A 21,525-nucleotide genomic window follows, 5' to 3' on the forward strand; every position below is an offset into this window, starting at 1 on the left:
TTATCTCAAGATACTCGCTCGTAAGTCTAATATATCCACTTTTCTACAGAACGAGCTGTGCGATCCACATTTTGTTTTGCTTTATCTGCAAGAAGCAATTTTGTTTGTTCAAAAAGCACTTCCAGAACATGGAGCTGTGCTATTTTAGATCTTATAGCGCCGCTTTGAAAAGGATTTTCTCTGACTGCTGTCAACAAAACAAAATCTGCATAAAATGTTAGAGGTGATTTGTTATACCCTGTAACAGCAATCACACATGCTTTGTTTTGTTTTGCAATTTGGGCCATATCAACTACAACTGCGGTGGAACCACTCTGAGAAAAAGCTACCACGCAATCTTTTTCATTGCATCCAGATAAACTCATAGCCTGAAAATGTGGATCCAGCATATATTTCACGTCTACCCCGATTCGCATAAATTTGTAATATGCATCAAGGGCTGTTACACCTGAAGCACCAACTCCAAGTAGATAAAGTCTTCTACAATTTGATATCTTTTCAGCACATTGATATACGACCTTCTCGTTTAATTTCAACAACTTTGAGGTTTCCTCTATCGCTTTGATGTGATCTTCTTTTACCATAGCCAGCATATCTTTTGAACCCTCAGAAGCCTCTTCCTGACGACCCAAGCTTTTTGCAAGTGCTATTTTAAAAGGATGAAAACCGGAAAAACCCAGTTTCTGGCAAAAACGCACCACTGTTCCCTGGCCTATTCTAAGTTCATCAACAATTTCTGTTATGCTCATGTGGATTACTTCATCAGGATGATCAATAACAAACTGCGCAAGTTCATTCTCTTTTTTCGTAAACTGTTTTTGATTGGCTTTGATGATTGTCTGAACATCACCCGTCACTGTTATCAGCTCCTCGAAATCCTGTCTTTAGCATAGATAACTGCACCAATTATACCCGCGTCATTTCCAAGAATCGATAAATCTACCTGTGAGGTATTATACAAGGATTTAGAAGAATATGGCTCCACACATTTTCTGAGTATCTCAAGTGCATTTGATCCTAATTCGCAAAAGCCACCGCCAATTGCAACAACTTGCGGATCGATTGTGAGAAAAATTCTATCAATCAATACAGCTATATCCCTACACATCTTTTCCACAGCTATAACTGTATTTTCATCTTTTTGTTTGAATTTCTCTATTAGTCTTTCCCTATCTTTCTCTTTTGCATACCTGTGCAAAACTTTCATCGATATATACATTTCGGCACAACCTTTTTTCCCGCAGTTGCAGCGCCTGCCATCTGGATAAAGTATCGTATGTCCTATTTCTCCAGCTTGCCAGTGCGCTCCTTCAATCAATTTTCCATCAACCACTATTCCTCCACCCAATCCTGTGCCAATTGTCAACAAAACCATATTAGACACATTTCTACTCCCTGCTTCAGCCAAAGCCGCCGCACGAGCATCGTTGATGATGAAAGTTGGAATATGAAATCTGCTATTTATTTTCTGAGCCAAATCCAGACCAGACCAGTTTTTCAAATTTGAAGTAGCATAGACAACTATTCCTTTTTCTGAATCTATCCTGCCAGCGCTTGCAATCCCGATTGCTTCTGGTCTGGTATCCGCATGTTCTACCAGTTTTCCAATTACATAGACAAGTGTTTCAAAGGGATTTTTCATTTCAATTAATTCGACTGTTTTCCAAACAATAGTACTTTTTTCAACTATGCCACCTTTTATCGCTGTTCCTCCAATATCTATACCAAGTAACAATGGACTCATGGCAATCACCTGGTTTCATTTAAAACAATGCCTATCTCAAATGTTCTATGCCACGGAAAATATACAGATGCTTTCCATGAGCGCTTAAAAACTTTATTCAATTTTTCAACATATTCCTGAATTTCTCGTTCGACAAAATTAACGGCCCAGTTTTCATCGGGAAGAAAATAGGAGCAACTATTTTTCTGGCGAACAAATTCAACCAAGCGTTGCCTAATATCTGACTGATATCCATAGTGTTCCAAAATCAATATAGCTTGATATCTCTTGATCTCATCTTCATTTATATTGATTAATTTCTTATGCGAAAGATACAAAAAAATAGTATGCGCACATGTAGATCCTATTGTATTTCCCGCCGTGTTCCACCCATAATAACATGCTCTGGTCCAGTCAATTTTCATATCTAAGAGATTTTCGACAAAAGCTCTGTCAGAACCATTTGCAAATCTAACATCTGCCAGTCCTAAAACCTTTTGCATATCAAAGGTTTGGTTACTAATCGTCGATCTCGTTTTTTCCTGAAAAGGAGCCTCTCTGATTTTTTCATACTCATTAAAATTATTCACATACAGTAATATATCAGCCTCTGAATCGCTCAAAACCCCTCCCGAACCACTTATATGACTTTGAACAGACGCCTCTAAGGGTGAACTTTCATAAGGAGGAATGAGATTTTTACAATCTGGGAATGTGTATTTGACAGTAAAACGAGGTCTAATATCAAAGTGATCACACAGAGCTCTTGAGAGAAGAACAAGGGAAATTTCATCAGTTCCATTTCTAATTGAGACCTTTTTTGATAAACCGGATCTTTCAACAAAATCATTCAATTCCTTTGCCTCTTTAGCAACCAAACTACCTTCTGAATTATCATCCATCATGAGGCTTAAATAATCTATAACCCCATTCTTGACAAGATTTATAATCTCTTTACTTACCGATAAATTTCTCTTTCTTCTCCACAGAAAATCCTCAATTACCCACCCTGGTATATCTGAAAAATTTCTTTTATCTCCATTGGAGAGAGAAAGTGAATATCTGTACAATTTTTCGCCATAATACATCCAGTAATCAGGTTCTTCCTCATCAGAATTGTATGTTGGTATGCGTGTAATAGATCTGGAGGCATATATTTTCGTTCCTATTTTCTTGAGCTTTTCAAGAATCTCAAGTTTTCCAAGCAAAGTTTCTATCTGCAACCTATCTATTCTTGAAGGAACAAGCCCACCGTGTAGCAACATATCCAGTGACAATATTAATAGATCGCCTTCTCTGGCATTCGCCAAAAGCCAATGAGATATATATTCCGTATCTGCCGGTATTTTTTTACACCCTAAATCCTCTGGACAAAGAACGTCAAAATTGAAAGCCTTAGAAAGCAGCATAAAGTAATCCTTGGTGCAAAACCTGTTATCAACAGGAAGAAAAATTATGCGCATATTTTTCACTCCCCAAATATCAGCGTTCCAAATCTTTCAATTGTATGATAAGAACCATACGTTACACTCCAGCAACTGTACTGCGGTTTCCCCGCTCTCCATCTGTTTCTGGTAAAATTAGCTTTCAAAATCCCACCTTCAACCGGTTTCAATCCAATCGTTCGCAAATTTATTCTTATTTCTGCACACCATAAATTGTCACTCAACGTCGTTATCGCTTCTATATCCCCGTTCCATTTGCTGTCAAGCCCTTTTTCGTCATAGATAGTTCCGTCTATGCCAATGACAAAATGATAATATTCTCTGTCTCTCTCGTTTTTCAGAATAAAAACCTCAACAGAATCACCTAAGTATGTTCTCGTATCTCGAGGGCCTGAAACTTTCTTCACATCATTCATATACGGTTCTTCACATAGAAACTGAACATATAGATTTGCATCATCATACATGACTTTGACAGACGTATATGGTTGGAAAATCTCGCCAGTATCGTAAACAAAAAATCGAGAAAGTTCATCTATATCTTTCCATTCATCGAAAATTCCATCCACCTTTGCATGCCCAAAAGGTACAATAACTTTCGGCAGTGGTTTGATATTGTCGACAACTATCATATCTACAGGTTTCTCAGGAACAAATTTTTCTACCGGCATAGCTTTATAAACTTTTGGACGAAGAATGTCCATCATCCATGAAATTTCATCTGAGAGTATCAAAGCCGCCTTCGGATTTTTAATATTGTCGGAAATATAGTAAAAAAATTCGGAAAGCTGAGAGAAAATATTTCCAACATCGTTACCAAATTCTATTTTCTCCCACTTTTCAAGAACAATGTTTACCTCTGATTCCGAGAGACCCAGATCCTGGCATAAAGCTAAATCTTCATGCAATTTTCTTTCAAAGGCTTTAACAAGACTATTGATTTCTGAATGTGCACATATTGCTTCAACACCGAAAATATTTCTTATGTAATCTTCATCGTACCTGTCCAGGTATGATAATGAAAATAACACAATGCCCGAACTCAAATAATTGATAGAGGTCTTTATTTGTTCAATGAGATCCTCTGTGCTTTTCAAATTGATCATTTGAAGACCCGAGTAAAGATAAACCATATTTTTGAACTTCGTTTGCATCTCGAGAACTATCTTTAAATCTTCTATACTACCTTTGTAATTCATGGGAATAAGAGCATCAATGTATTTATTCCTAACCCAGGCTTCCCAATTTTGCTTTTTCTCGTTCCTTGCCCCACTCAAACTTGGGTAAACATCTGCACTTATTAAAAGACGATCATTCAAAGCCTTGGCCCTCTTGTATAACTCCTCTACAAAAGAATTTATTTTTTCTTCTCTCCACATATGCCAAATTACCTGATCTTTGCTGTATTTTTCAATCTTATAGGGATCAACACCTGTTTCTTTCATGAAGCTCTTAACAGCGTGCTCATCATATCCCATTTCATCTCCATCATAGCGTATATAATCTAAATTAATCCCATCTATCTCATATTTTTTCGCAATTTCCAAAATGCCATCAATTAAATATTCCCTTGTTTGGGGATTAGAGTGAGAAAACCAGGCAGTACCATTCTTGGTGAATATATTCCCATACTTATCCTTCTCAATCCAATCCGGAAAATTCTTTATGAAATAATTTTCTTCTCCTCCCGAGCTTGCAGCGAAAACCCAGCACCATGCATGAACTTCAATATTGAGTTTTTTTGCTTCATCAACTATCACTTGCAACGGATCTTCTGACCACCTCTGAAAATCATCATCTTGAGGAAAATAAGAGAGCTTCGAAGCCATAGTTTTACCTTTATAAATTACCTCAGGTATAATCATATTGAATCCAATACTGTGTAGTTTACGAATTGTTTCCCTTAATCTTTCAGGAGAACCTGTTTTCTTTATCGATTGATTGTCGAGCCAGATACCTCTTGTTTGAATGCTGTATTTTTTCAACAAACCTATTTGGAGAAGATCCAGCTCTTTTTTCAATTCTTTAATAGAATTAATGTCTGAAGCCGCATAAAGCTTCGCTTTAAAATTTTTTACTTTTTCTTCCAATTCCCTTGCACGTTCAGGAAATGCCTCGTATTGTTCGCTTATTGCTTGTTCAAAATCAAATATCTTTGAAGACAGTTTTTTTCGTTCATATTCCATAAAATCAACTTCAGCAGGCGGCATTTGTGCAAGAAACTTTACGGCATTAACCAGAATAATTTTTATTTCATCACTTACAGAAGTATGAAGATATATATTCTCACCAAAAAAGATCCCAAATTGCGTTAAAACAGCCGCCGACGGAAATTTTTCGTCCACAATTGTCTTATCTTCTTTCACCCATAAAGCAAGAGGCGTCGAGTTTTCGGTAGTTTCTACCAAGAACGCGAATCCCCTGGGTAAATTAATGATATTTGATACGTTGAAAACCTTTTCACCGTCGTCAGTTGGCTGTAGAAAATAATATTTTCCACTGCCCCATGATTTGAATTTTATGCTCAGGAAATCTCCATACGCATAATTCATCCTCAATTTTCCGTCTGGAAATCTGAGGCTACTCTCATAAGCAGCAAGCAACTTCCCACCATTCAGAATAAAATTCTCTACAACCGACACCTCTGAATCTGTTAGTGCAGCATTCGAAGGATCTATAAGAACCTTTATGTTTTCCGGTATGTATCCATCTAAACTGTTGATAATATCATAGTTTATTTTTCCAAACTCTAATGCTTCTATCAGCCCATCAATTATAGTTTTGTAGGTGGAAGAACCATAATATTTTTCTGAGGTTGGAGAATAAAAGATTCCCACATTCGTTGCTAAAACTACCTGTTCCGTTACTAATAAAACAAGTAAAAACACTAAAATTCTTTTCACGGTCATTCCTCCTATTGAATAACTGCTCCTTTATAACCCTCGATAAAAAATCGCTGAGTGAAATAGAAGAAAATCAGTATGGGAACCATTGCCAGAACCATTGCCGCTGATGCAGTTCTAAAGTTAGGTTCAAAAGTGCTGCTCAGTTGAGCAAGCCCAACTTGAATGGGATATTTATCAGGAGATCTCAATACGACGAGTGGCCATAGTAAAGAATTCCAATATGATGTGAAAGCAAATATAGCAAGTGCTGATGTACCTGGTCTGACAAGCGGAAATGTTATTTTCCAGAAGACTTGAAATTCGTTGCAACCGTCTATCCTTGCAGCATCTTCTATTTCTTTTGGTACAGAAAAATATTGTTGTCTCATTAGAAATATACCAAATATAGAAACGGCACCCGGTAATACTACTCCAAAATATGAATCGTATAACCCCATTTTTATAATCGTTATAAAGTTGACAATTAAGGCGCCCTGCATTGGTATTAACATGGGTAAAAGTATCAATTTAAAAATCAGATCTTTTCCTTTCCATTCCAGTCTTGCAAGTGGATATGCCGCCAATGATGCCAGTACAACTTGAAAAACAACACCTATAGCTGTTATTATTAGAGTATTTAAAAAATATCTGATCATGGGTATTCTCTCAAATACAGCTTTATAATTTTCAAAAGTTGGTTTCTTCGGAATCCACTCAGGGGGCCATGTAAATATATTTTCAGCACCCTTAAATGACGTGGATAGAACCCATAAAAATGGAAAAGTAAAAAATAACGCAACTACTATTAAAATAAGGTATGTAAAAATACATCTCAATATTTTTCTTCCCCTCATCCTTTCTCACCTCCGATGCCGAAAAACTTGAAATTGATTACTGTAAAAACAAGCAAAATCAAGGAAAAGACAACAGAAGCAGCAGCAGATATACCAAATCTATATCTATTAAAGGCATAATCATATATCAAATACATCATAGTTGTCGTTTCCGAACCACCCTGAGTTAACAAGTAAATTTCTTCAAAAACTTTTAAAGCTGCTAAGCTTGATATAATGAAGCAAAAAAGCATTGTTGGTCTTAAAAGAGGAATCGTTATTCTGAAAAATGTTTGTCTCCGGTTTGCCCCATCAATTCTTGCAGCTTCATATATTTCAGAAGGAATATTCTGAAGTCCAGCAAGGTAAATCACCATATAATATCCAAGTCCCCTCCAGAAAGTAACAAACATGGCACTGTAAATCGCAAATCTTGCATCAGTGAGCCAGAGAATGGGTTCTTTTATTAAACCTGCATTCATCAAGAAATTGTTCAGTATACCGTCAACATTGAAAATCCATTTCCATGCCATGCTGACAATTACAGCACCAGTTATCACAGGAACATAGAACAACGTTCTAAAGATCTTTATTCCTGGTATCCTTTGGTTGACGGCAACAGCCAGAAGAATTGAAAAAAACTGTATAAAAGGTACAACCAACAAATATTTGAAGATATTCCCAAGCGCCATGTAAAAATACCTGTCCTGAAAAAGTGAAATGTAATTTTTTAAACCAACCCACTTGCCGGTCTGTAAGAGCATGTTGTATTCGGTGAAAGAAAGAAATACCCCTCTAAAAATAGGATAATAAGTAAAGATCGCAAGTAAAGTTAGTGGAGCAATTAGAAAAGCAAACACTATTAAATAAACCTGCTTCTTGCGGCTCAAAGCCACCGACTATCACCCTCTCGAAAATAAAAATGTGGGAAGGATAATCCTTCCCACGCAAAACTACTTAGATAATATTTTGTTAACCTCTTGTTCTGCCAAATCCAAAGCCTCCTGGGCGGACAGCTCTCCTTTGATTGCTTTCATCCAGTAATCCTGTATCACTTTTCTCACATCTGCATATTTTTCGCTCGGTATTCCATGAACAGCCACTGAATTTAGATCAACTGCATTTTGCATGGATTTGCTTGCCATCAACATTGCCTTAGCACTTAAATCTCCAGACTTTGCTCGATTAAGAAACTCTTCGCTCGTCTCAAGCCCCTGCTTAGTAGATGGAATCACTGTTGCATATTTACTGAACTCGATTTGCCATCTTGCAGAAGTCACAAACAAGGCAAATTTTGCAGCCTCTTTTGGACACTTCGAGGTAATAGGAATTGCTAAATTCATCAGCGATACTTTTATCATACCTCCTTTTCCCAATGGGTGGCTTGATACATCAGTAACTTTGTATATATCAGGGCTATTCACCTCTATATGTTTAAGCATGGTCAATCCTGCTGGATACATAGCCAGCCTTCCAGATTGATAAAATTCTCGAGCTTCTCCGTAACCACCAAGGGTTCTTGGCATTAAATTCTCGCGATAAGCCTTCTGAAACCACTCGAGCTTTTTGACGGCTTCTTGTGTATTGAAAGCAGCCTTTTTTCCATCATCAGTTACTATTGGAATTCCTTCAAGCAGGAGCTCATCAAGCGCTATTATGTTTGGTTCGAAACCATAGGCATCGAGTTTTGCTCTAATTACCCTTGAATACTCAAAAACTTCATCCCAGGTTTTCGGAGGGTTATCTGGATCAAGACCGGCTCTTTCAAACATATCTCTGTTGTACATCAATATTGGAATAGAAGCATACCATGGAAAGGCATAAGAATTTCCATTCAAAACAGTTGCTTTCCAGAGCTTTTCCCAATAAAGTTCTTTGTCTTCGTGATTAATAAGATCATCAAGAGGTCTCAGTGCTCCCTGAGCTGCAAAGTCAATAGCCCAGGTTGTGTTCAAATTAACCACGTCAGGGGCCTGACGTGCTGCTATGGCGGCTGTAAGTTTTTGAACGGCTGAACCATAGGGAACATCAAGCCATTTGATTTTTATTTCCGGATTTTGTGATTCAAATTCTTCTATAATTGCTTTGATGTAATCGTCAAAAGTGGGACTCAAGGAAAGCGTCCAAAATTCTACAGTCACCGTCTTAGCCAAGAGAACCGCTACCAGTAAGACCATCAAAAATACCAGAAACCTTTTCATAAAAACACCTCCCCAAATTTTTAACTCCCCCGAACTTTTGCTGGTTCGTAAAAACTTTTGCTGACTCTCCCTGCAAATTTGCCGATCGCTTCTCCCATATCAATGCACGATGGCATAATCCTTGCGGCAGATTGTCCGGGAAAGTCTGATGAAAAATTTCTTCCAATTACTGCGAGATTCTCAAAATCCTTGGAAATAAGTGACCTGATTGGAATTTCATAATAATCCTCATATTTTGGAATAGCTGTTCTTTCTTCTTCGGTCACAGTATAATTTTTTCTGTGAATATCAATTCCATAACATGCCTTGACGGCTGCATCTTTAAACTTCATTTTGAGTTGTACATCTTTGCCGGAAAAAATGTACAAACCAACTACTCTCCTGCTCTCTCTGACTCCAGGAATAGTCGCGATTTTTTCAATGTAAGAATTCTCGAATCCAGGCACGAATTTTTTTGCGAAGCGATAAACATCGTTAACTTGTTTATGAAGGTTTTTAATAGCCGAAGATAATTGAAAATCGTCTGTTGTTTTAATTGAGATATGAGTTGTATTTACAGAAACTCTTCCCGTGCCTGGAAGCTGTGTGAAGAAAAAGAAATCATTTGGGAGATCCATACCTTCTTTTCTTGCATGTTTAATTTCTTTAAAATACCCAGCAACGGAGAGAACCTTTGAATCTGCTGAAACCCATTTATAAAAGTTATCAGGGTCTTTCCTTATATTGTTTCTAATCTTTTCAAAATCGACATTTCCTAAAACAAACATCAAAGTTACCGCTTGATTTTCGCCAAATTCATCACCGGATTGGAATTCACAACCGGCTAAATAAGATAAAGTTCCATCGCCTGTAGCATCGACAAAGAGATTTGCCTCTATGGTATAACAATTTCCAAGACTTGTTTTAACAACAACCTTTTTGATAAATTTGCCTTCCTTTAAAACATCAATGGGAATTGCTCTGAAAAGGAGAGTTACACCTTCAAGTTTTTCTAACAGGACTATTTTCAGCATCTCTGAATCAAAGCAGTTTTCAAACAAAGCTCCTTTACTTTCCAGATCTGCCATAATTTCCTGGAAAAAATCCCCGACAAGTACTTTTCCATCGATCCAGAATCTCATAAATGGATTTACCAAACCTAAAGTTGCATTTCCACCAATGATGGAATTTTGCTCTATTAAGATAACTTTTTTCCCAGCTCTTTTAGCATTAACTGCAGCGCTTACACCTGCTAAACCCCCACCAAAAACAGCAACATCCCAATTCATATTTTCTCCCCCTTAATTAAATTTCTTATAGAAAAGATCGACGAATTTTTTTATAGTTATCCAGGGCCTCGTTATTGCGGTACCTATAACAACTGCATAAGCTCCATTTTGAAAGGCATTCTGAACTTCTTCCAAAGTTGTATAGCCGCCCTCTGCAATAATGGGAATACTCATTTTCCGTGAAAGCCCTCTTACAAGTTCAATGTTTGGCAGACTACATCCGAGAGTATATGGTGTGTAACCGCACAGAGTCGTGGCAATGAAATCTGGTCTCAGGGCAGAAACCAACTCAGCATCAGCTTCATCAGCGATATCAGCTATAATGCCAACATCAGGAAAACTGGAACGTATCTCTTCAAATAATGTTTTTAATTGCACAGGTCTTTCACTTCTTGTGCAATCGATAGCCACAAAATCAGCCCCAGCTTTTATTACATCTCTTGCGTGTTCAAATGTCGGTGTTATAAAAGCCTGGTAATTTCTATCTTTTACAAGTCCTATGACAGGAATACTTACAGAATCTTTGACAGCTCTTACATGATCTGCGTTATTAGTTCTGACTGCCACTGCACCTGCATAATCAGCAGACCTGGCCATGTTTACAATAAATGAAACGTCCTGCACAGGGTCCCCGGGTTCTAACTGGCAGCTTATTATTATTCCTCGTGGTAGTTTCCTCATAATTTTCCCCCATTATTGGAAATATTTTCCATTTTTAATTATATAATTGGAGATTATCTCTGTCAATAGTCTAAGTGTGGTTCAAAAGCCCAAATTTGGAATATTTACATGATTTGATCACAAGCATATTTAAACTACTTTCTTACAATAGTGAAAAATATCACGAAATGTTTTAGCATAGAATATAACTGACAATTTATTTTGAAAAGGGCGAAAGAAGTGAATTTCTCAGAAATTGCTGTTAAACTTGAGCAAATTTTGCGGCTCGACACCTTTCCGGTGGCAATTAAAATGTACAAAAATGCTGAAGAATTACCGAGAAAACCTTTGAATTTTAAACTCAACATCTGTCAGCTTGTTTCAATGGCAAGATATGCCAAAAAGAGCAACTCTGGTATCCCCGAGAAAATGGTTTGTTCCATGGGTGCTGCCTGCGTTGGTTTGATAAAAACTCCCGAACCAATTAGAACAGGTAGAGCAGCCGTCGGACCTTATACTCGAGATGAAAAAGCAGGTAAAAGATTTATGGAGAATACCTTCAAAATAGGAGATAGTGGAAAAAAATATGATGCAATAATGGTTGCTCCCTTAGAAAGCGTTGATTTCGAACCAGACGCTGTTGTTCTCTATGCGACCCCAGCTCAAATAATGAGACTTATTCATGCAAATACATACGATACAGGAGAAAAAACCACAGCTGATACAGTTGCCGAAGCAGCTCTATGCTCATCGATAGGTTTTGCTATCTCAAAACAAAAACCAATAATCGGTTTCCCCTGTGCTGGAGATAGAATCTTCGGCGGCACTCAAAATCACGAATTGTTAATGGCAATACCATTTTCTGAAATGAATCGAATACTGAAAAACCTTGAAGAAACTGCAAAAGGTGGTTTTTCAGTTTACCCGGTTCCACCAAATATGATGTGGACACCCACCATGCCATCCACATATACGATCCAAGAGGCAGATCTACAGGATCAATAATTAACAACTAAATAAAAATAAATCACAGATCCTCTTTATTTATAGAGGATCTGTGTTATTGTTGCTGGCTGTTTCTTTTTTATTCATAAAGTATAATAATTACATGCACAAAGCAAATTTGAAAATAAAAATCATGGTCTGAAACATGAAATGTTTCGTTGGCACAATATTTGGTGGGGAGGAAAATGCATGAAACCGGCTTATGTCCTGATAATGGACTATATCAAAAACAAAATATTTTCAAGAGAACTTAAACCCGGGGACAAAATTCCCTCAGAAAATGAGTTAGCAAAAATATTTAATGTCAGTAGATTAACTGCCAGAAAATCCTTAGAGAATCTGGAATATGAAGGTATAGTCACAAGAATACAGGGCTTAGGAACTTTTGTAGCCTCCATGCAGGAATCTTTAAAAGGAAAAAGAGTGGGAGTTTTGATAACAAATTATCAAGATACTCGGGCCTCTCTTCTGTTCGGTGTTGTGAGAACTCTTCAGAAATTCTCAATCAGCGTTATACCATTCAATTTAGATACCTTTGTCACCACTCCATTTCACGAAGAAAAAATGTTAAAGGAATTGCTGAAATTAGAAATCAAAGGACTTATAATGGAGCCACGCATAACTTCTCTTGCTGACACTTTGCTGATAAGTTTGATAAAAGAGAACTTTCCTGTTGTTTTTGTCGATAGAACAATAGAAGGCTTTCCACAAGTTCCAATGGTGTCGTCAGATAATAAAGCAGGCGGCCAATTAATAGGCAAACACATGAAAAAGCACCATGTATCAAAAGCCCTTTTTGTAACAGAAGAACCTTTTGAAGTATCCAGTGTGAAAGAAAGGTTTGAAGGAATAAAAGAAGAAATTGAGGATGTCTGTTATAAAATGATAGGGGATTATGATAGGGACTTCGAAATAGTTGCTGAGATTATCGAGAAAGAGAATATAGAAGCCGTGTTTTTCTGTAATGATTATCTTGCAATACGGGGTATCACCTATCTTAAGGAGCAAAAAAGAAATATTCCTCAAGATATTAGTATATACGGTTTTGACAATCTCAGGGTAAGCGTTTATTCTCACCCCCGTCTTACAACCATCAGCCAGGACTTCCAGGCTATGGGGGAATTGGCCGCGTTGCAAATAGCAAAGATCTTTTTGCGGGAAAATATCGAACTCCAACAGCAGGTGCCGGTTAGTATAGTGGTGAGAGAATCCTGCGGTTGTAAGCAGTAGTAGCTGAAAGTTTTTTTGAGTACCAACTTGTATATACAAGTATAATCAGGTATATTTGGAAATACTTATGAAAAAAACATTTAAAACACGATTTGACATAGTTGCAAAGTATACGTAGAATCTTTCGTGAAAATTCAACTTTTCAGGGGGTGAAATTATGAAACACGCACTTACATTTTTGCTAATAGCAGGCTTTGCAATTTGCTTTTTTGCTCAAAGCGTAGAAATTACTTTCTGGCACAGCATGACCAATCCCGTAGACAGAGAAAGTATAGCCGAAGCTGTAGCGGAATTCAACAAAACACATCCAAATATCAAAGTGAACATCGTTATCGTGCCAGGTTCGGAAACCGAGATCACGAAGCTCATGACAGCCGTTGCCGGCGGAACAGGCCCTGATGTCTACTATCTTGATCGTTTTACTGTTGCACAAAGGGCTGCGTACGGAGTTCTCGAACCATTGGAGGACTATCTTGTTCAACTCGGTTATGATATCAGTAAATTGAAAGAGGAGTTTTTCAATTTCGCTATCGAGGAATGTCAGTGGAACAATAAAATGTGGGCGTTACCATGGGATACAGATAACAGAGCTTTGTACTATAACAAAAAACTTTTCAAGGAAGCAGGTTTAGATCCAAACAAACCTCCTGTAACACTGGAAGAGTTAGAAATCTATGCTGAAAAACTCACCAAAAAGACCGCAGGTAGATATACTCAGGTCGGTTTCATACCATGGGCATTTCAAGGTTGGCATTACACATGGGGCTGGGCTTTTGGAGGAAATTTCTATGATGCTCAAAGCCAGAAGCTTGTATTTGCTGATGATCCAAGAATTGTGAAAGCTTTTGAATGGCTTGGAGAATGGGCAAAAAAATACAATATAAAGGAATTGGAAGCCTTTGTTTCTTCATTTGGAATGAGTTTTTCAGGGGCAAGTATAGGTGGAGCTGAACCAATAAATCCATTTTTGGCTGGAAAACTCGCGATGGTAGTTGATGGAAATTGGCTCTTAGCACAAATATTGCAATTGGCTCCGAAAGATTTCGAATTTGGTATCGCTCCAATACCTGCTCCAGCATACGGCGAGAAAAACAGTACATGGGCTGGAGGGTGGTCACTCGTTATACCGAAAGGAGCGAAACATCCGAAAGAAGCTGCAGAATTTATTCATTATATGACAACCAAGGGACAGATAAAATTCGCCATTGACACTCAGCATCTTCCCACTCTGAAAGAAGCTGTTCCGGGACTTTTGAGTGCTTCCCCAGCAGAGCAGAAAATCTTCGCCGATCTTCTACCAACCGCTCACGTGAGGCCTGTTATTCCTGTGGGAGCTTTACTCTGGGACGAACTCACAAACGCGATGCAAGCGGTTGTTTACGGTGAAAAGAGCGCAACCGAAGCATTGAGAAGTGCGCAGGAAAAGGTACAGAAAGAACTCGATAAATGGTTAACAAAGTGAAAAACGACCATTATTCACAGCCACTCTTTTAAAAGGGGTGGCTGTTTTTGTTATACATTCAGGAGGGCATATATTATGAAAAAGCATAAACGATTTTGGACAGCGATGTTTTTTGTTCTGCCGGGAATAATTGGCCTTCTGGTTTTCAGAATATATCCGATTTTTGCTTCTTTCTTTTTCAGTTTCACTGAATATCACATAACCCTTCCACCAAAATGGATAGGATTGACAAATTTCAAAGAACTTTTTCATGACCCTCTTTTCGTAAAAAGTCTTCAGAATACATTTGTATATTTCATTGGCTTAGTGCCGATTGGCCTGATAGTGGGAATTCTGCTTGCTCTTTTACTTGTGAGAGACTTTAAAGGAGTGAGTTTTTTCAGAGCAGTTATGTACATGCCGTCTGTTGTTCCAATCTATGCATTTGCTGTAGTCGCTTTGAATTTCTTTAACCCATATCTGGGGCTTGTAAATGGATTTCTTGCGAAATTCGGTATCCCGGGTCCCCTATGGACCGCGGATGACAAACTTGTCAAACTCACGATAATCCTCATCGCACAATGGGGAGCAGGTCAACAGGCGATGATACTTATGGCAGCGATGAAAGATATCCCAAAAGAGTTTTACGAAAGTGCATTAATAGACGGGGCAAACAAATGGCAGATCTTTAGAAAAATAACTCTGCCGTTGATAACCCCAGCTATTCTGTATTATTTTATCACTTCATCTATACTTGCACTCCAGTTTTTTGAACTACCTCAAATCATGTTTGGCGGTGGACCGAACAACGCAAGTTTATCGATCGCAATTTATCTGTACAGACACGCTTTTAGATATGGGAACATGGGTTATGCCTCTGCAATGGCATGGTTCATATTTTTGATCTCCTTGGGGATATGCATTCTTTACTTTAAAACGTCAAGAAAATGGGTTTTTTACAGCTGAGGAGGAGAACCTGATGAACAGAAAATTCAGCATACAGGCACTCTTTCGCGTGATATTTTTAATTTTAATTACCTTGATCTATATGGCACCTTTTTTCTGGATGATCTCTACCTCTCTAAAACCAAATTACGAGCTTTACGAATTTCCTCCTAAACTGATCCCATCGATTGCAGAATTTAACAACTATTCAAAAGCTTTGCAGAGATTCCCGTTTTTTACATATTTCAGGAATAGTTTGATAATAGCAGGTGGTGCTGTTTTAGGGGCTCTGATCTCCTGCCCGCTTATTGCGTACGGATTGTCTGTTCTCAAATGGAAGGGTAGAGAAATAGTCTTCTACGCTATTTTAGCAACTATTATGTTGCCAAATGCCGTTACACTGATACCGACTTTTTTGATTTTCAGCAAACTTAACATGGTTAACACTTTCTGGCCTTTGATTTTACCGTCTTTTTTTGGACATCCATTTTATATCTTTCTCATTCGTCAATTTTTTCTCACACTTCCACGCGATCTATTCGAAGCTGCCAAAATAGATGGTGCCTCAGAGTTTCAAACATATTTCAAGATAGCTCTTCCACTGATAAAACCTACTCTTGTAATAGTAGGGCTTTTCCAGTTCATAGCTTCCTGGAACGATTATCTCGGGCCTCTCATATACCTGACAGATGAGAAAAAATATCCCTTAGCTCTCGGGCTGCCACAGTTTCTGGATAGATATGGCACACTCTGGAATCAAATGATGGCTGCTGCAACCATAGCTGTTGTTCCCACTTTGATTTTCTTTATTTTTGCACAAAGGCATCTACTGGAAAGTATAAAATTTACAGGGCTGAAAGGATAACTCAGAGGGAGGAATCAATTGTGGACAAAAAATTTTTCTACAGACTTCTTAAGAGCATCTCTGAAATTCTTCCTTACACAATTTCAGAACAGAGGCCTCTTAAAGCCTGGTATTTCACCAATGGTCCAATCGAAGAAAAACCTCTTGATTACGAAAAGACCATCACTTTTCCATTCAAATGGGACTTTGAAAAATCACCAGTCTGGTTCATGAAAGATTTAGAAGCTGTTTTACTTCAAGAAAACCAGAAAGCCTACCTGAAGCTGTGGTTTGGTGGGGAAAGTCTTATATTAGTAGATGGAAAACCCTACGGTGAGATAAATGAATATCACAAACTGCTTAATATCACACCGCTCTGTGACGGGAAAACACATCGTGTAGAAGCGCAGGTAATGCCGCGCGGATTGTTTGGCAAACCACAGGAACCAGTCTTTTCGGAAGCTTTCTTACTCATCATTGATGAAGAAATTTCTGAGATACTTAAGACAGTGGAAATTACTGTGAGAGCGGCAAACATTCTGGAAGAACCTGTCTCAAAAAAGCTCTCTGATATCTGCGATGAATTTCTCTCGAATGTATGGGTGCCGAGAGATACAAAAACATATCTCAAAACTGCTCAACAAGACATAGGTGTTAAAGGAGAAATCGAAAGCGTTTGGAATGCGCCAAAATTTGAAGAGTTCACGGGGATCAAATTGCAAGAAGAGTTGAAAGAGCAACTGATTAACAAATACAAAGTATTTAAAAGCAAGCTTGAAAAACTCAAAAGAGAGCACCCCCCTGTTGGAACAATTCATCTTGTTGGCCATTCACATATAGATTATGCCTGGCTGTGGCCAGTAGAGGAAACAAAGCGAAAGATTGCAAGAACATTTGCAAACGCTGTTATGCTGTCAAAAATGTTCCCGGAATTTGTCTTTTCTCAATCTTCTGCTCAGATCTATCAGGACTTGAAAGAAAAATACCCTGAACTGTACGAAACTGTGAAACAGCTCGTAGAACAGAACAGATGGGAACCAGTTGGCGGCATGTGGGTGGAATCAGACTGTAATGTCCCAACCATTGAATCCTTGATAAGACAGTTCTATTACGGACAGAAATTTTTTGAAAGAGAATTTGGGAAAAAAAGCAAGGTTTGCTGGTTGCCCGATGTATTTGGCTTTTCATGGATATTACCACAGATTCTCAAGCAAGCTGGCATAGAGTATTTCGTTACAACGAAACTGAACTGGAATGACACCAATGAATTTCCTTACGATCTCTGTATCTGGCGTGGAATAGATGGCTCTGAAGTTCTGTATTGCAGCTTTAATAATCCCAATGAAGGTTACAATGGCAGGATAGACCCGGATACGGTTTACAAAACCTGGAAAAACTTCAGGCAAAAAGAACTAACAGATAAAGTGCTTCTCTCGTTCGGTTATGGTGATGGCGGCGGTGGTCCAACAGAAGAGATGTTACAGAATTATCGTATTTTAAAAGAATTTCCAGACCTTCCAAAACTTGAAATTCAGAGCGTTGAAAAATATTTCGAATCATTAGAACTTCAGAAAAACCTTCCAATATGGGATGATGAACTCTATCTTGAATGCCACAGAGGAACTTACACCTCTCAGTCAAATATAAAAAAACTTCACAAAGATGCAGAAGATGCTCTTTATTTTTCAGAGGTGGTTTCTGTTTTTTGTAAACACAATTATTCTGACGAGTTAGATGAACTGTGGAAAATCGTTCTGAGAAATGAGTTTCATGACATCTTGCCGGGATCGTCTATCAAAGAAGTTTACCAAGACGCAGAAAGAGAACTTTCATATGTAAAAGAAAAAGCCACAGAAATTTTTGAAAAAGCCATTAATTCGATCACAAAGAAAAACAAAAGCATAATTTCTATACTTAATCTTTCCTCATTTCCAAAAAGATGTGTCTTTTCTCTGAACGAAAATCTCAAACTTTCCCTTGACAGAGAAGTTGTTTTCAGTCAGAAAACCTTCGACGGTAGATACATTTATTTTGTTGACAGGAAAATAGAACCATTCTCTAAAATAGAGCTAAAAATTTCTGGAGCAGATGATGAACAACCTGAACAATCTTTAACGAAAGACAACCTTTCGATGGAAAACGAATATCTGAAAATTTCCGTGAAAGAAGATGGCTCTGTTCAAGTATACGACAAAGAGTTGGGGAAATTCGCATTCGATAAATGTGGAAATATTTTAAAAATGCATAAGAATATTCCTTATTACTGGGATAACTGGGATATAGCAGACGGTGTCGAAAAAACAGGTTTCACACTAAAAGCATCGAAAATAATGAAAATTGAATCAGGACCTATCAGAGAGATCATAAGAGTAGAGTATGAAGCTGAAGGCAGTAAGATCATACAGGATTATATACTTGCGAAAAAATCGAAAAGACTGGACATCAAAACAAAGATCGACTGGCACACAAGACGGGCACTGCTAAGGGCGTATTTCCCTGTAAATGTCTTAACAAGAAAAGCTATATTCGATATCTCAGGCGGGTTTATAGAAAGATCTTCTCACAAAAACACAAAATATGAACAGGCGCGTTTTGAAGTACCGGCACACAGATGGGCTGATTTATCTCAAACTGACTTCGGAGTGACTATCTTGAATGATGGAAAATATGGTTACAGCGTTCATCAAAATACCATCGCACTATCTCTCATAAAAGCAGGCATATTTCCAGACTTTTTCGCAGATGAGGGCCTTCATGAATTTACATATTCTGTGTACACTCACCACAGTGAAATCAAAGCAATTGTGGAAGAATCTGAAGATTTGAATAAACCACTTACTGTAATAAAAGGAGAACTGGAAATACCTCATACGATTTTGAAGATAACGCCGAATAATTTCAAAGTCACCTGTTTTAGAAAAAACACACAGGGAAATATAGTTCTGAGATTAGTCGAAATATTCGGTACATCCGGCAAACTCTCGCTCGAGATGCCATGGCATAAAGGAAATATCTCTCTGAGCGATATTCTGGAAGAAAAAAGGCAACAGGTCTCGTTCCCGATGAATTATCATCCTTTTAAAATCTATACTTTAATTCTGTAATAGATCCCTTTAGAAAAAGCCCCGTTTCACGGGGCTTTTTATCCAAAACTACGATTTCTCTATGATTCTGTGGAATTTTTCAAAATGCTCATTTTTTCCTATGACCATCAGTCGGTCGCCTGGAAGGATCTGAGTAGTACCCGTGGGGTTAAAGATCGTTTCGTCTTCTCTCTTGATGGCAATAACAATTGTGCCGGTAATCCTGGATAAATTTATCTCTCCAAGTGTTTTATAACTCACAGGGCTGTCCTGAGAAATCACTATCTCTTCAATTCGGAAAGCTTCCTCGCCAAGGGAGAGTATATCCAGAAAACGCACTTGCTGAGGATTTATAGCCAATTGAGCCAATCTTACACCGGCAAGTTCTGTGGTCGTGATTACCTTGTGGGCACCTGCATATATCAATTTTGTCATCGTCTTTGCATCAGATGCCTGTGAAACAATTTCAAGATCTGGGTTTAAAGATTTCGCCGTGAGAACAACAAGTATATTCTTAGCATCATTCGTCAATGTTATTATTAAAGAACGTGCTCTTTTGATTCCTGCCTTTATTAATACTTCTTCTTCTGCAGCATCTCCCAGAACAAACGGAAATTCCATGTTCAAAAATTCCCTCAGTCTGTGAATAGATTCCTCTGAATCTTCCACAACAACAAACATCTTTTTAGCTTTTTTCAATTCTGCGGCAGTATGCCGACCTGTTTTATCTGCACCGATTATAATAAAATGATCTCTTAGAGAATCAAGCATTTTTCTCATCCTCCTGATCTTGAAATACTCCTTCATGTGACCCTCTACTATCAAAGAAGTGATACTTGTGAAACCATACAGTACAACTGTTATCCCGGCACCTATCAAAATTGCAGAAACTACCTTACCGGCTTCAGTTATATTTTCTGGCATGGAATAACCAACAGTGGAAACCGTCACCAGTGTGAAAAACAATGAATCAAACAGCGACCAGTTTTCAGTGAAGTGATAACCATATGTGCCAAAAAGAAAAACCATGACCAGCATTAGTATTAGAATATACAATCTATTTTTCAACATCCCACCTGCCTGCAACAGGAAAAATCTTGAAATCGAGATTTAAAAAAATTATAATACATAGCGACTTACCTTTGGCCGATAGAAACGCTGAAAGAGAGGTGCTTGGAATGTCGAAAGATTTACTCAAATCTCAGTGGGGCAAGGTAAATGATCTCTTAACTGATCAAAAACTCGGAAAGCCACAACCTTCATTTGAAGAACCATTTGATAATAACATGGTTATACTCGAATTAGAAAAACCTGAAAACTTAAAGTTTGGAAACATCTCGTTTAGGGAAGTTGTTGAAAAAAGAAGCAGCAAAAGAAAATATTCTAAAGATCCTTTGAGCATAGACGAACTTTCCTACTTGCTCTGGTTAACCCAAGGTATTCGAAAAATAACAAATGGGATCACATTTCGCACAGTGCCGTCCGCAGGGGCAAGACATCCATTTGAAACCTACATTTTCATCTTCAACGTTTTGAACTTGAACGTAGGTTTATACAGGTATATTGCTTCTCAGCATAAGCTTCTGCTTATCGATGAGGGAGATTTCAGAGAACTTTTGAACGACGCCTGTCTTGGACAGAATTTCGTTGCTCAGAGTGCTGCTGTTTTCGTCTGGAGCTGTGTATCATACAGAACTACCTGGAGATATGCTGACTTATCATATAAAGCCATACTGCTCGATGCAGGACATGTATGTCAGAATCTGTACTTAGCCTGTGAATCAATAAACTGTGGTTGCTGCGCTATAGCTGCATACGATCAAGAAAAACTCGATAAACTTTTGCATGTCGACGGCGAAAAACAGTTTGCAATCTATCTTGCGGCGGTTGGAAAAATCCCTTGAACCAGACAAATTTTTACCCTGTCTATTCCAGAGATCGATAGCCCAAAGGAGGAAAGAT

The 21,525-nt window shown here is 38.0% G+C and carries 17 protein-coding genes; 7 read left to right on the top strand and 10 right to left on the bottom strand.

Annotation, left to right across the window (positions count from 1 at the left end; translation table 11 throughout):
- Positions 1-26 precede the first annotated feature (26 nt).
- The 9 genes from TEL01S_RS00470 to TEL01S_RS00510 are packed head-to-tail and all read right to left on the bottom strand — an operon-like array spanning position 27 to position 11,036.
- Positions 27-857: a MurR/RpiR family transcriptional regulator gene (locus TEL01S_RS00470; protein WP_012002154.1), complete on the bottom strand. Its 831-nt coding sequence runs from the start codon at positions 855-857 to the stop codon at positions 27-29.
- Between the two features lie 5 nt (positions 858-862).
- Complete coding sequence (locus TEL01S_RS00475) at positions 863-1,744, bottom strand: ROK family protein (protein WP_012002155.1); 882 nt, start codon at positions 1,742-1,744, stop codon at positions 863-865.
- 5 nt (positions 1,745-1,749) lie between these two features.
- Positions 1,750-3,186: a DUF4127 family protein gene (locus TEL01S_RS00480; protein ID WP_012002156.1), complete on the bottom strand. Its 1,437-nt coding sequence runs from the start codon at positions 3,184-3,186 to the stop codon at positions 1,750-1,752.
- Between the two features lie 5 nt (positions 3,187-3,191).
- Positions 3,192-6,077, bottom strand: coding sequence for a family 10 glycosylhydrolase (locus TEL01S_RS00485; protein ID WP_028843564.1), 2,886 nt, complete (start codon positions 6,075-6,077; stop codon positions 3,192-3,194).
- Positions 6,078-6,082: 5 nt separating this feature from the next.
- Positions 6,083-6,907, bottom strand: coding sequence for a carbohydrate ABC transporter permease (locus TEL01S_RS00490; protein ID WP_012002158.1), 825 nt, complete (start codon positions 6,905-6,907; stop codon positions 6,083-6,085).
- Positions 6,904-7,782, bottom strand: a complete 879-nt coding sequence (locus tag TEL01S_RS00495; RefSeq protein ID WP_012002159.1) for a carbohydrate ABC transporter permease — start codon at positions 7,780-7,782, stop codon at positions 6,904-6,906. Before TEL01S_RS00495 ends, TEL01S_RS00490 begins: the two co-directional genes overlap by 4 nt.
- Before the next feature lie 57 nt (positions 7,783-7,839).
- Entirely contained in the window at positions 7,840-9,087 is a 1,248-nt protein-coding gene (locus TEL01S_RS00500; protein WP_028843562.1) for an ABC transporter substrate-binding protein, read from the bottom strand.
- Positions 9,088-9,107: 20 nt separating this feature from the next.
- A complete protein-coding gene (locus tag TEL01S_RS00505) occupies positions 9,108-10,355 on the bottom strand; it encodes an FAD-dependent oxidoreductase (protein ID WP_012002161.1) in 1,248 nt (415 codons plus the stop codon).
- A gap of 12 nt (positions 10,356-10,367) precedes the next feature.
- On the bottom strand, positions 10,368-11,036 hold the full coding sequence (locus tag TEL01S_RS00510; protein WP_012002162.1) for an N-acetylmannosamine-6-phosphate 2-epimerase: 669 nt from the start codon (positions 11,034-11,036) through the stop codon (positions 10,368-10,370).
- Between the two features lie 219 nt (positions 11,037-11,255).
- Between TEL01S_RS00510 and TEL01S_RS00515 the strand changes: the two genes are divergently transcribed.
- The 6 genes from TEL01S_RS00515 to TEL01S_RS00540 all read left to right on the top strand — a co-directional run bounded on the left by TEL01S_RS00515 (position 11,256) and on the right by TEL01S_RS00540 (position 19,584).
- A complete protein-coding gene (locus TEL01S_RS00515; protein WP_012002163.1) occupies positions 11,256-12,020 on the top strand; it encodes a DUF169 domain-containing protein in 765 nt (254 codons plus the stop codon).
- Between the two features lie 189 nt (positions 12,021-12,209).
- A complete protein-coding gene (locus TEL01S_RS00520) occupies positions 12,210-13,250 on the top strand; it encodes a GntR family transcriptional regulator (protein ID WP_012002164.1) in 1,041 nt (346 codons plus the stop codon).
- 157 nt (positions 13,251-13,407) lie between these two features.
- Complete coding sequence (locus TEL01S_RS00525) at positions 13,408-14,712, top strand: ABC transporter substrate-binding protein (protein WP_012002165.1); 1,305 nt, start codon at positions 13,408-13,410, stop codon at positions 14,710-14,712.
- A 75-nt stretch (positions 14,713-14,787) separates the two neighbouring features.
- Complete coding sequence (locus TEL01S_RS00530; RefSeq protein WP_012002166.1) at positions 14,788-15,657, top strand: carbohydrate ABC transporter permease; 870 nt, start codon at positions 14,788-14,790, stop codon at positions 15,655-15,657.
- Between the two features lie 13 nt (positions 15,658-15,670).
- On the top strand, positions 15,671-16,501 hold the full coding sequence (locus TEL01S_RS00535; RefSeq protein ID WP_012002167.1) for a carbohydrate ABC transporter permease: 831 nt from the start codon (positions 15,671-15,673) through the stop codon (positions 16,499-16,501).
- A 20-nt stretch (positions 16,502-16,521) separates the two neighbouring features.
- A complete protein-coding gene (locus tag TEL01S_RS00540) occupies positions 16,522-19,584 on the top strand; it encodes an alpha-mannosidase (protein ID WP_028843561.1) in 3,063 nt (1,020 codons plus the stop codon).
- A 48-nt stretch (positions 19,585-19,632) separates the two neighbouring features.
- Here TEL01S_RS00540 and TEL01S_RS00545 read toward each other — a convergent pair whose 3' ends face one another.
- Positions 19,633-20,634 (bottom strand): potassium channel family protein, encoded by a 1,002-nt coding sequence (locus TEL01S_RS00545; protein WP_144313058.1) that lies wholly within the window; start codon positions 20,632-20,634, stop codon positions 19,633-19,635.
- A gap of 107 nt (positions 20,635-20,741) precedes the next feature.
- Here TEL01S_RS00545 and TEL01S_RS00550 point away from each other — a divergent pair, with 107 nt between their 5' ends.
- The gene (locus tag TEL01S_RS00550; protein WP_028843560.1) at positions 20,742-21,467 is read left to right on the top strand and encodes a SagB/ThcOx family dehydrogenase; all 726 of its coding nucleotides are present in this window, start codon (positions 20,742-20,744) and stop codon (positions 21,465-21,467) included.
- Positions 21,468-21,525 lie beyond the last annotated feature (58 nt).

This window comes from Pseudothermotoga elfii DSM 9442 = NBRC 107921, assembly GCF_000504085.1.
GTDB classification, from domain to species: Bacteria; Thermotogota; Thermotogae; order Thermotogales; family DSM-5069; genus Pseudothermotoga_B; species Pseudothermotoga_B elfii.

Excerpts from the sequence above, each read along its gene's own strand:
- TEL01S_RS00475 (WP_012002155.1), bottom strand. The coding sequence starts at position 1,744 with ATGAGTCCATTGTTACTTGGTATAGATATTGGAGGAACAGCGATAAAA.
- TEL01S_RS00480 (WP_012002156.1), bottom strand. The coding sequence starts at position 3,186 with ATGCGCATAATTTTTCTTCCTGTTGATAACAGGTTTTGCACCAAGGAT.
- TEL01S_RS00485 (WP_028843564.1), bottom strand. The coding sequence starts at position 6,077 with ATGACCGTGAAAAGAATTTTAGTGTTTTTACTTGTTTTATTAGTAACG.
- TEL01S_RS00490 (WP_012002158.1), bottom strand. The coding sequence starts at position 6,907 with ATGAGGGGAAGAAAAATATTGAGATGTATTTTTACATACCTTATTTTA.
- TEL01S_RS00500 (WP_028843562.1), bottom strand. The coding sequence starts at position 9,087 with ATGAAAAGGTTTCTGGTATTTTTGATGGTCTTACTGGTAGCGGTTCTC.
- TEL01S_RS00505 (WP_012002161.1), bottom strand. The coding sequence starts at position 10,355 with ATGAATTGGGATGTTGCTGTTTTTGGTGGGGGTTTAGCAGGTGTAAGC.
- TEL01S_RS00510 (WP_012002162.1), bottom strand. The coding sequence starts at position 11,036 with ATGAGGAAACTACCACGAGGAATAATAATAAGCTGCCAGTTAGAACCC.
- TEL01S_RS00520 (WP_012002164.1), top strand. The coding sequence starts at position 12,210 with ATGAAACCGGCTTATGTCCTGATAATGGACTATATCAAAAACAAAATA.
- TEL01S_RS00525 (WP_012002165.1), top strand. The coding sequence starts at position 13,408 with ATGAAACACGCACTTACATTTTTGCTAATAGCAGGCTTTGCAATTTGC.
- TEL01S_RS00530 (WP_012002166.1), top strand. The coding sequence starts at position 14,788 with ATGAAAAAGCATAAACGATTTTGGACAGCGATGTTTTTTGTTCTGCCG.
- TEL01S_RS00535 (WP_012002167.1), top strand. The coding sequence starts at position 15,671 with ATGAACAGAAAATTCAGCATACAGGCACTCTTTCGCGTGATATTTTTA.
- TEL01S_RS00545 (WP_144313058.1), bottom strand. The coding sequence starts at position 20,634 with ATGTTGAAAAATAGATTGTATATTCTAATACTAATGCTGGTCATGGTT.
- TEL01S_RS00550 (WP_028843560.1), top strand. The coding sequence starts at position 20,742 with ATGTCGAAAGATTTACTCAAATCTCAGTGGGGCAAGGTAAATGATCTC.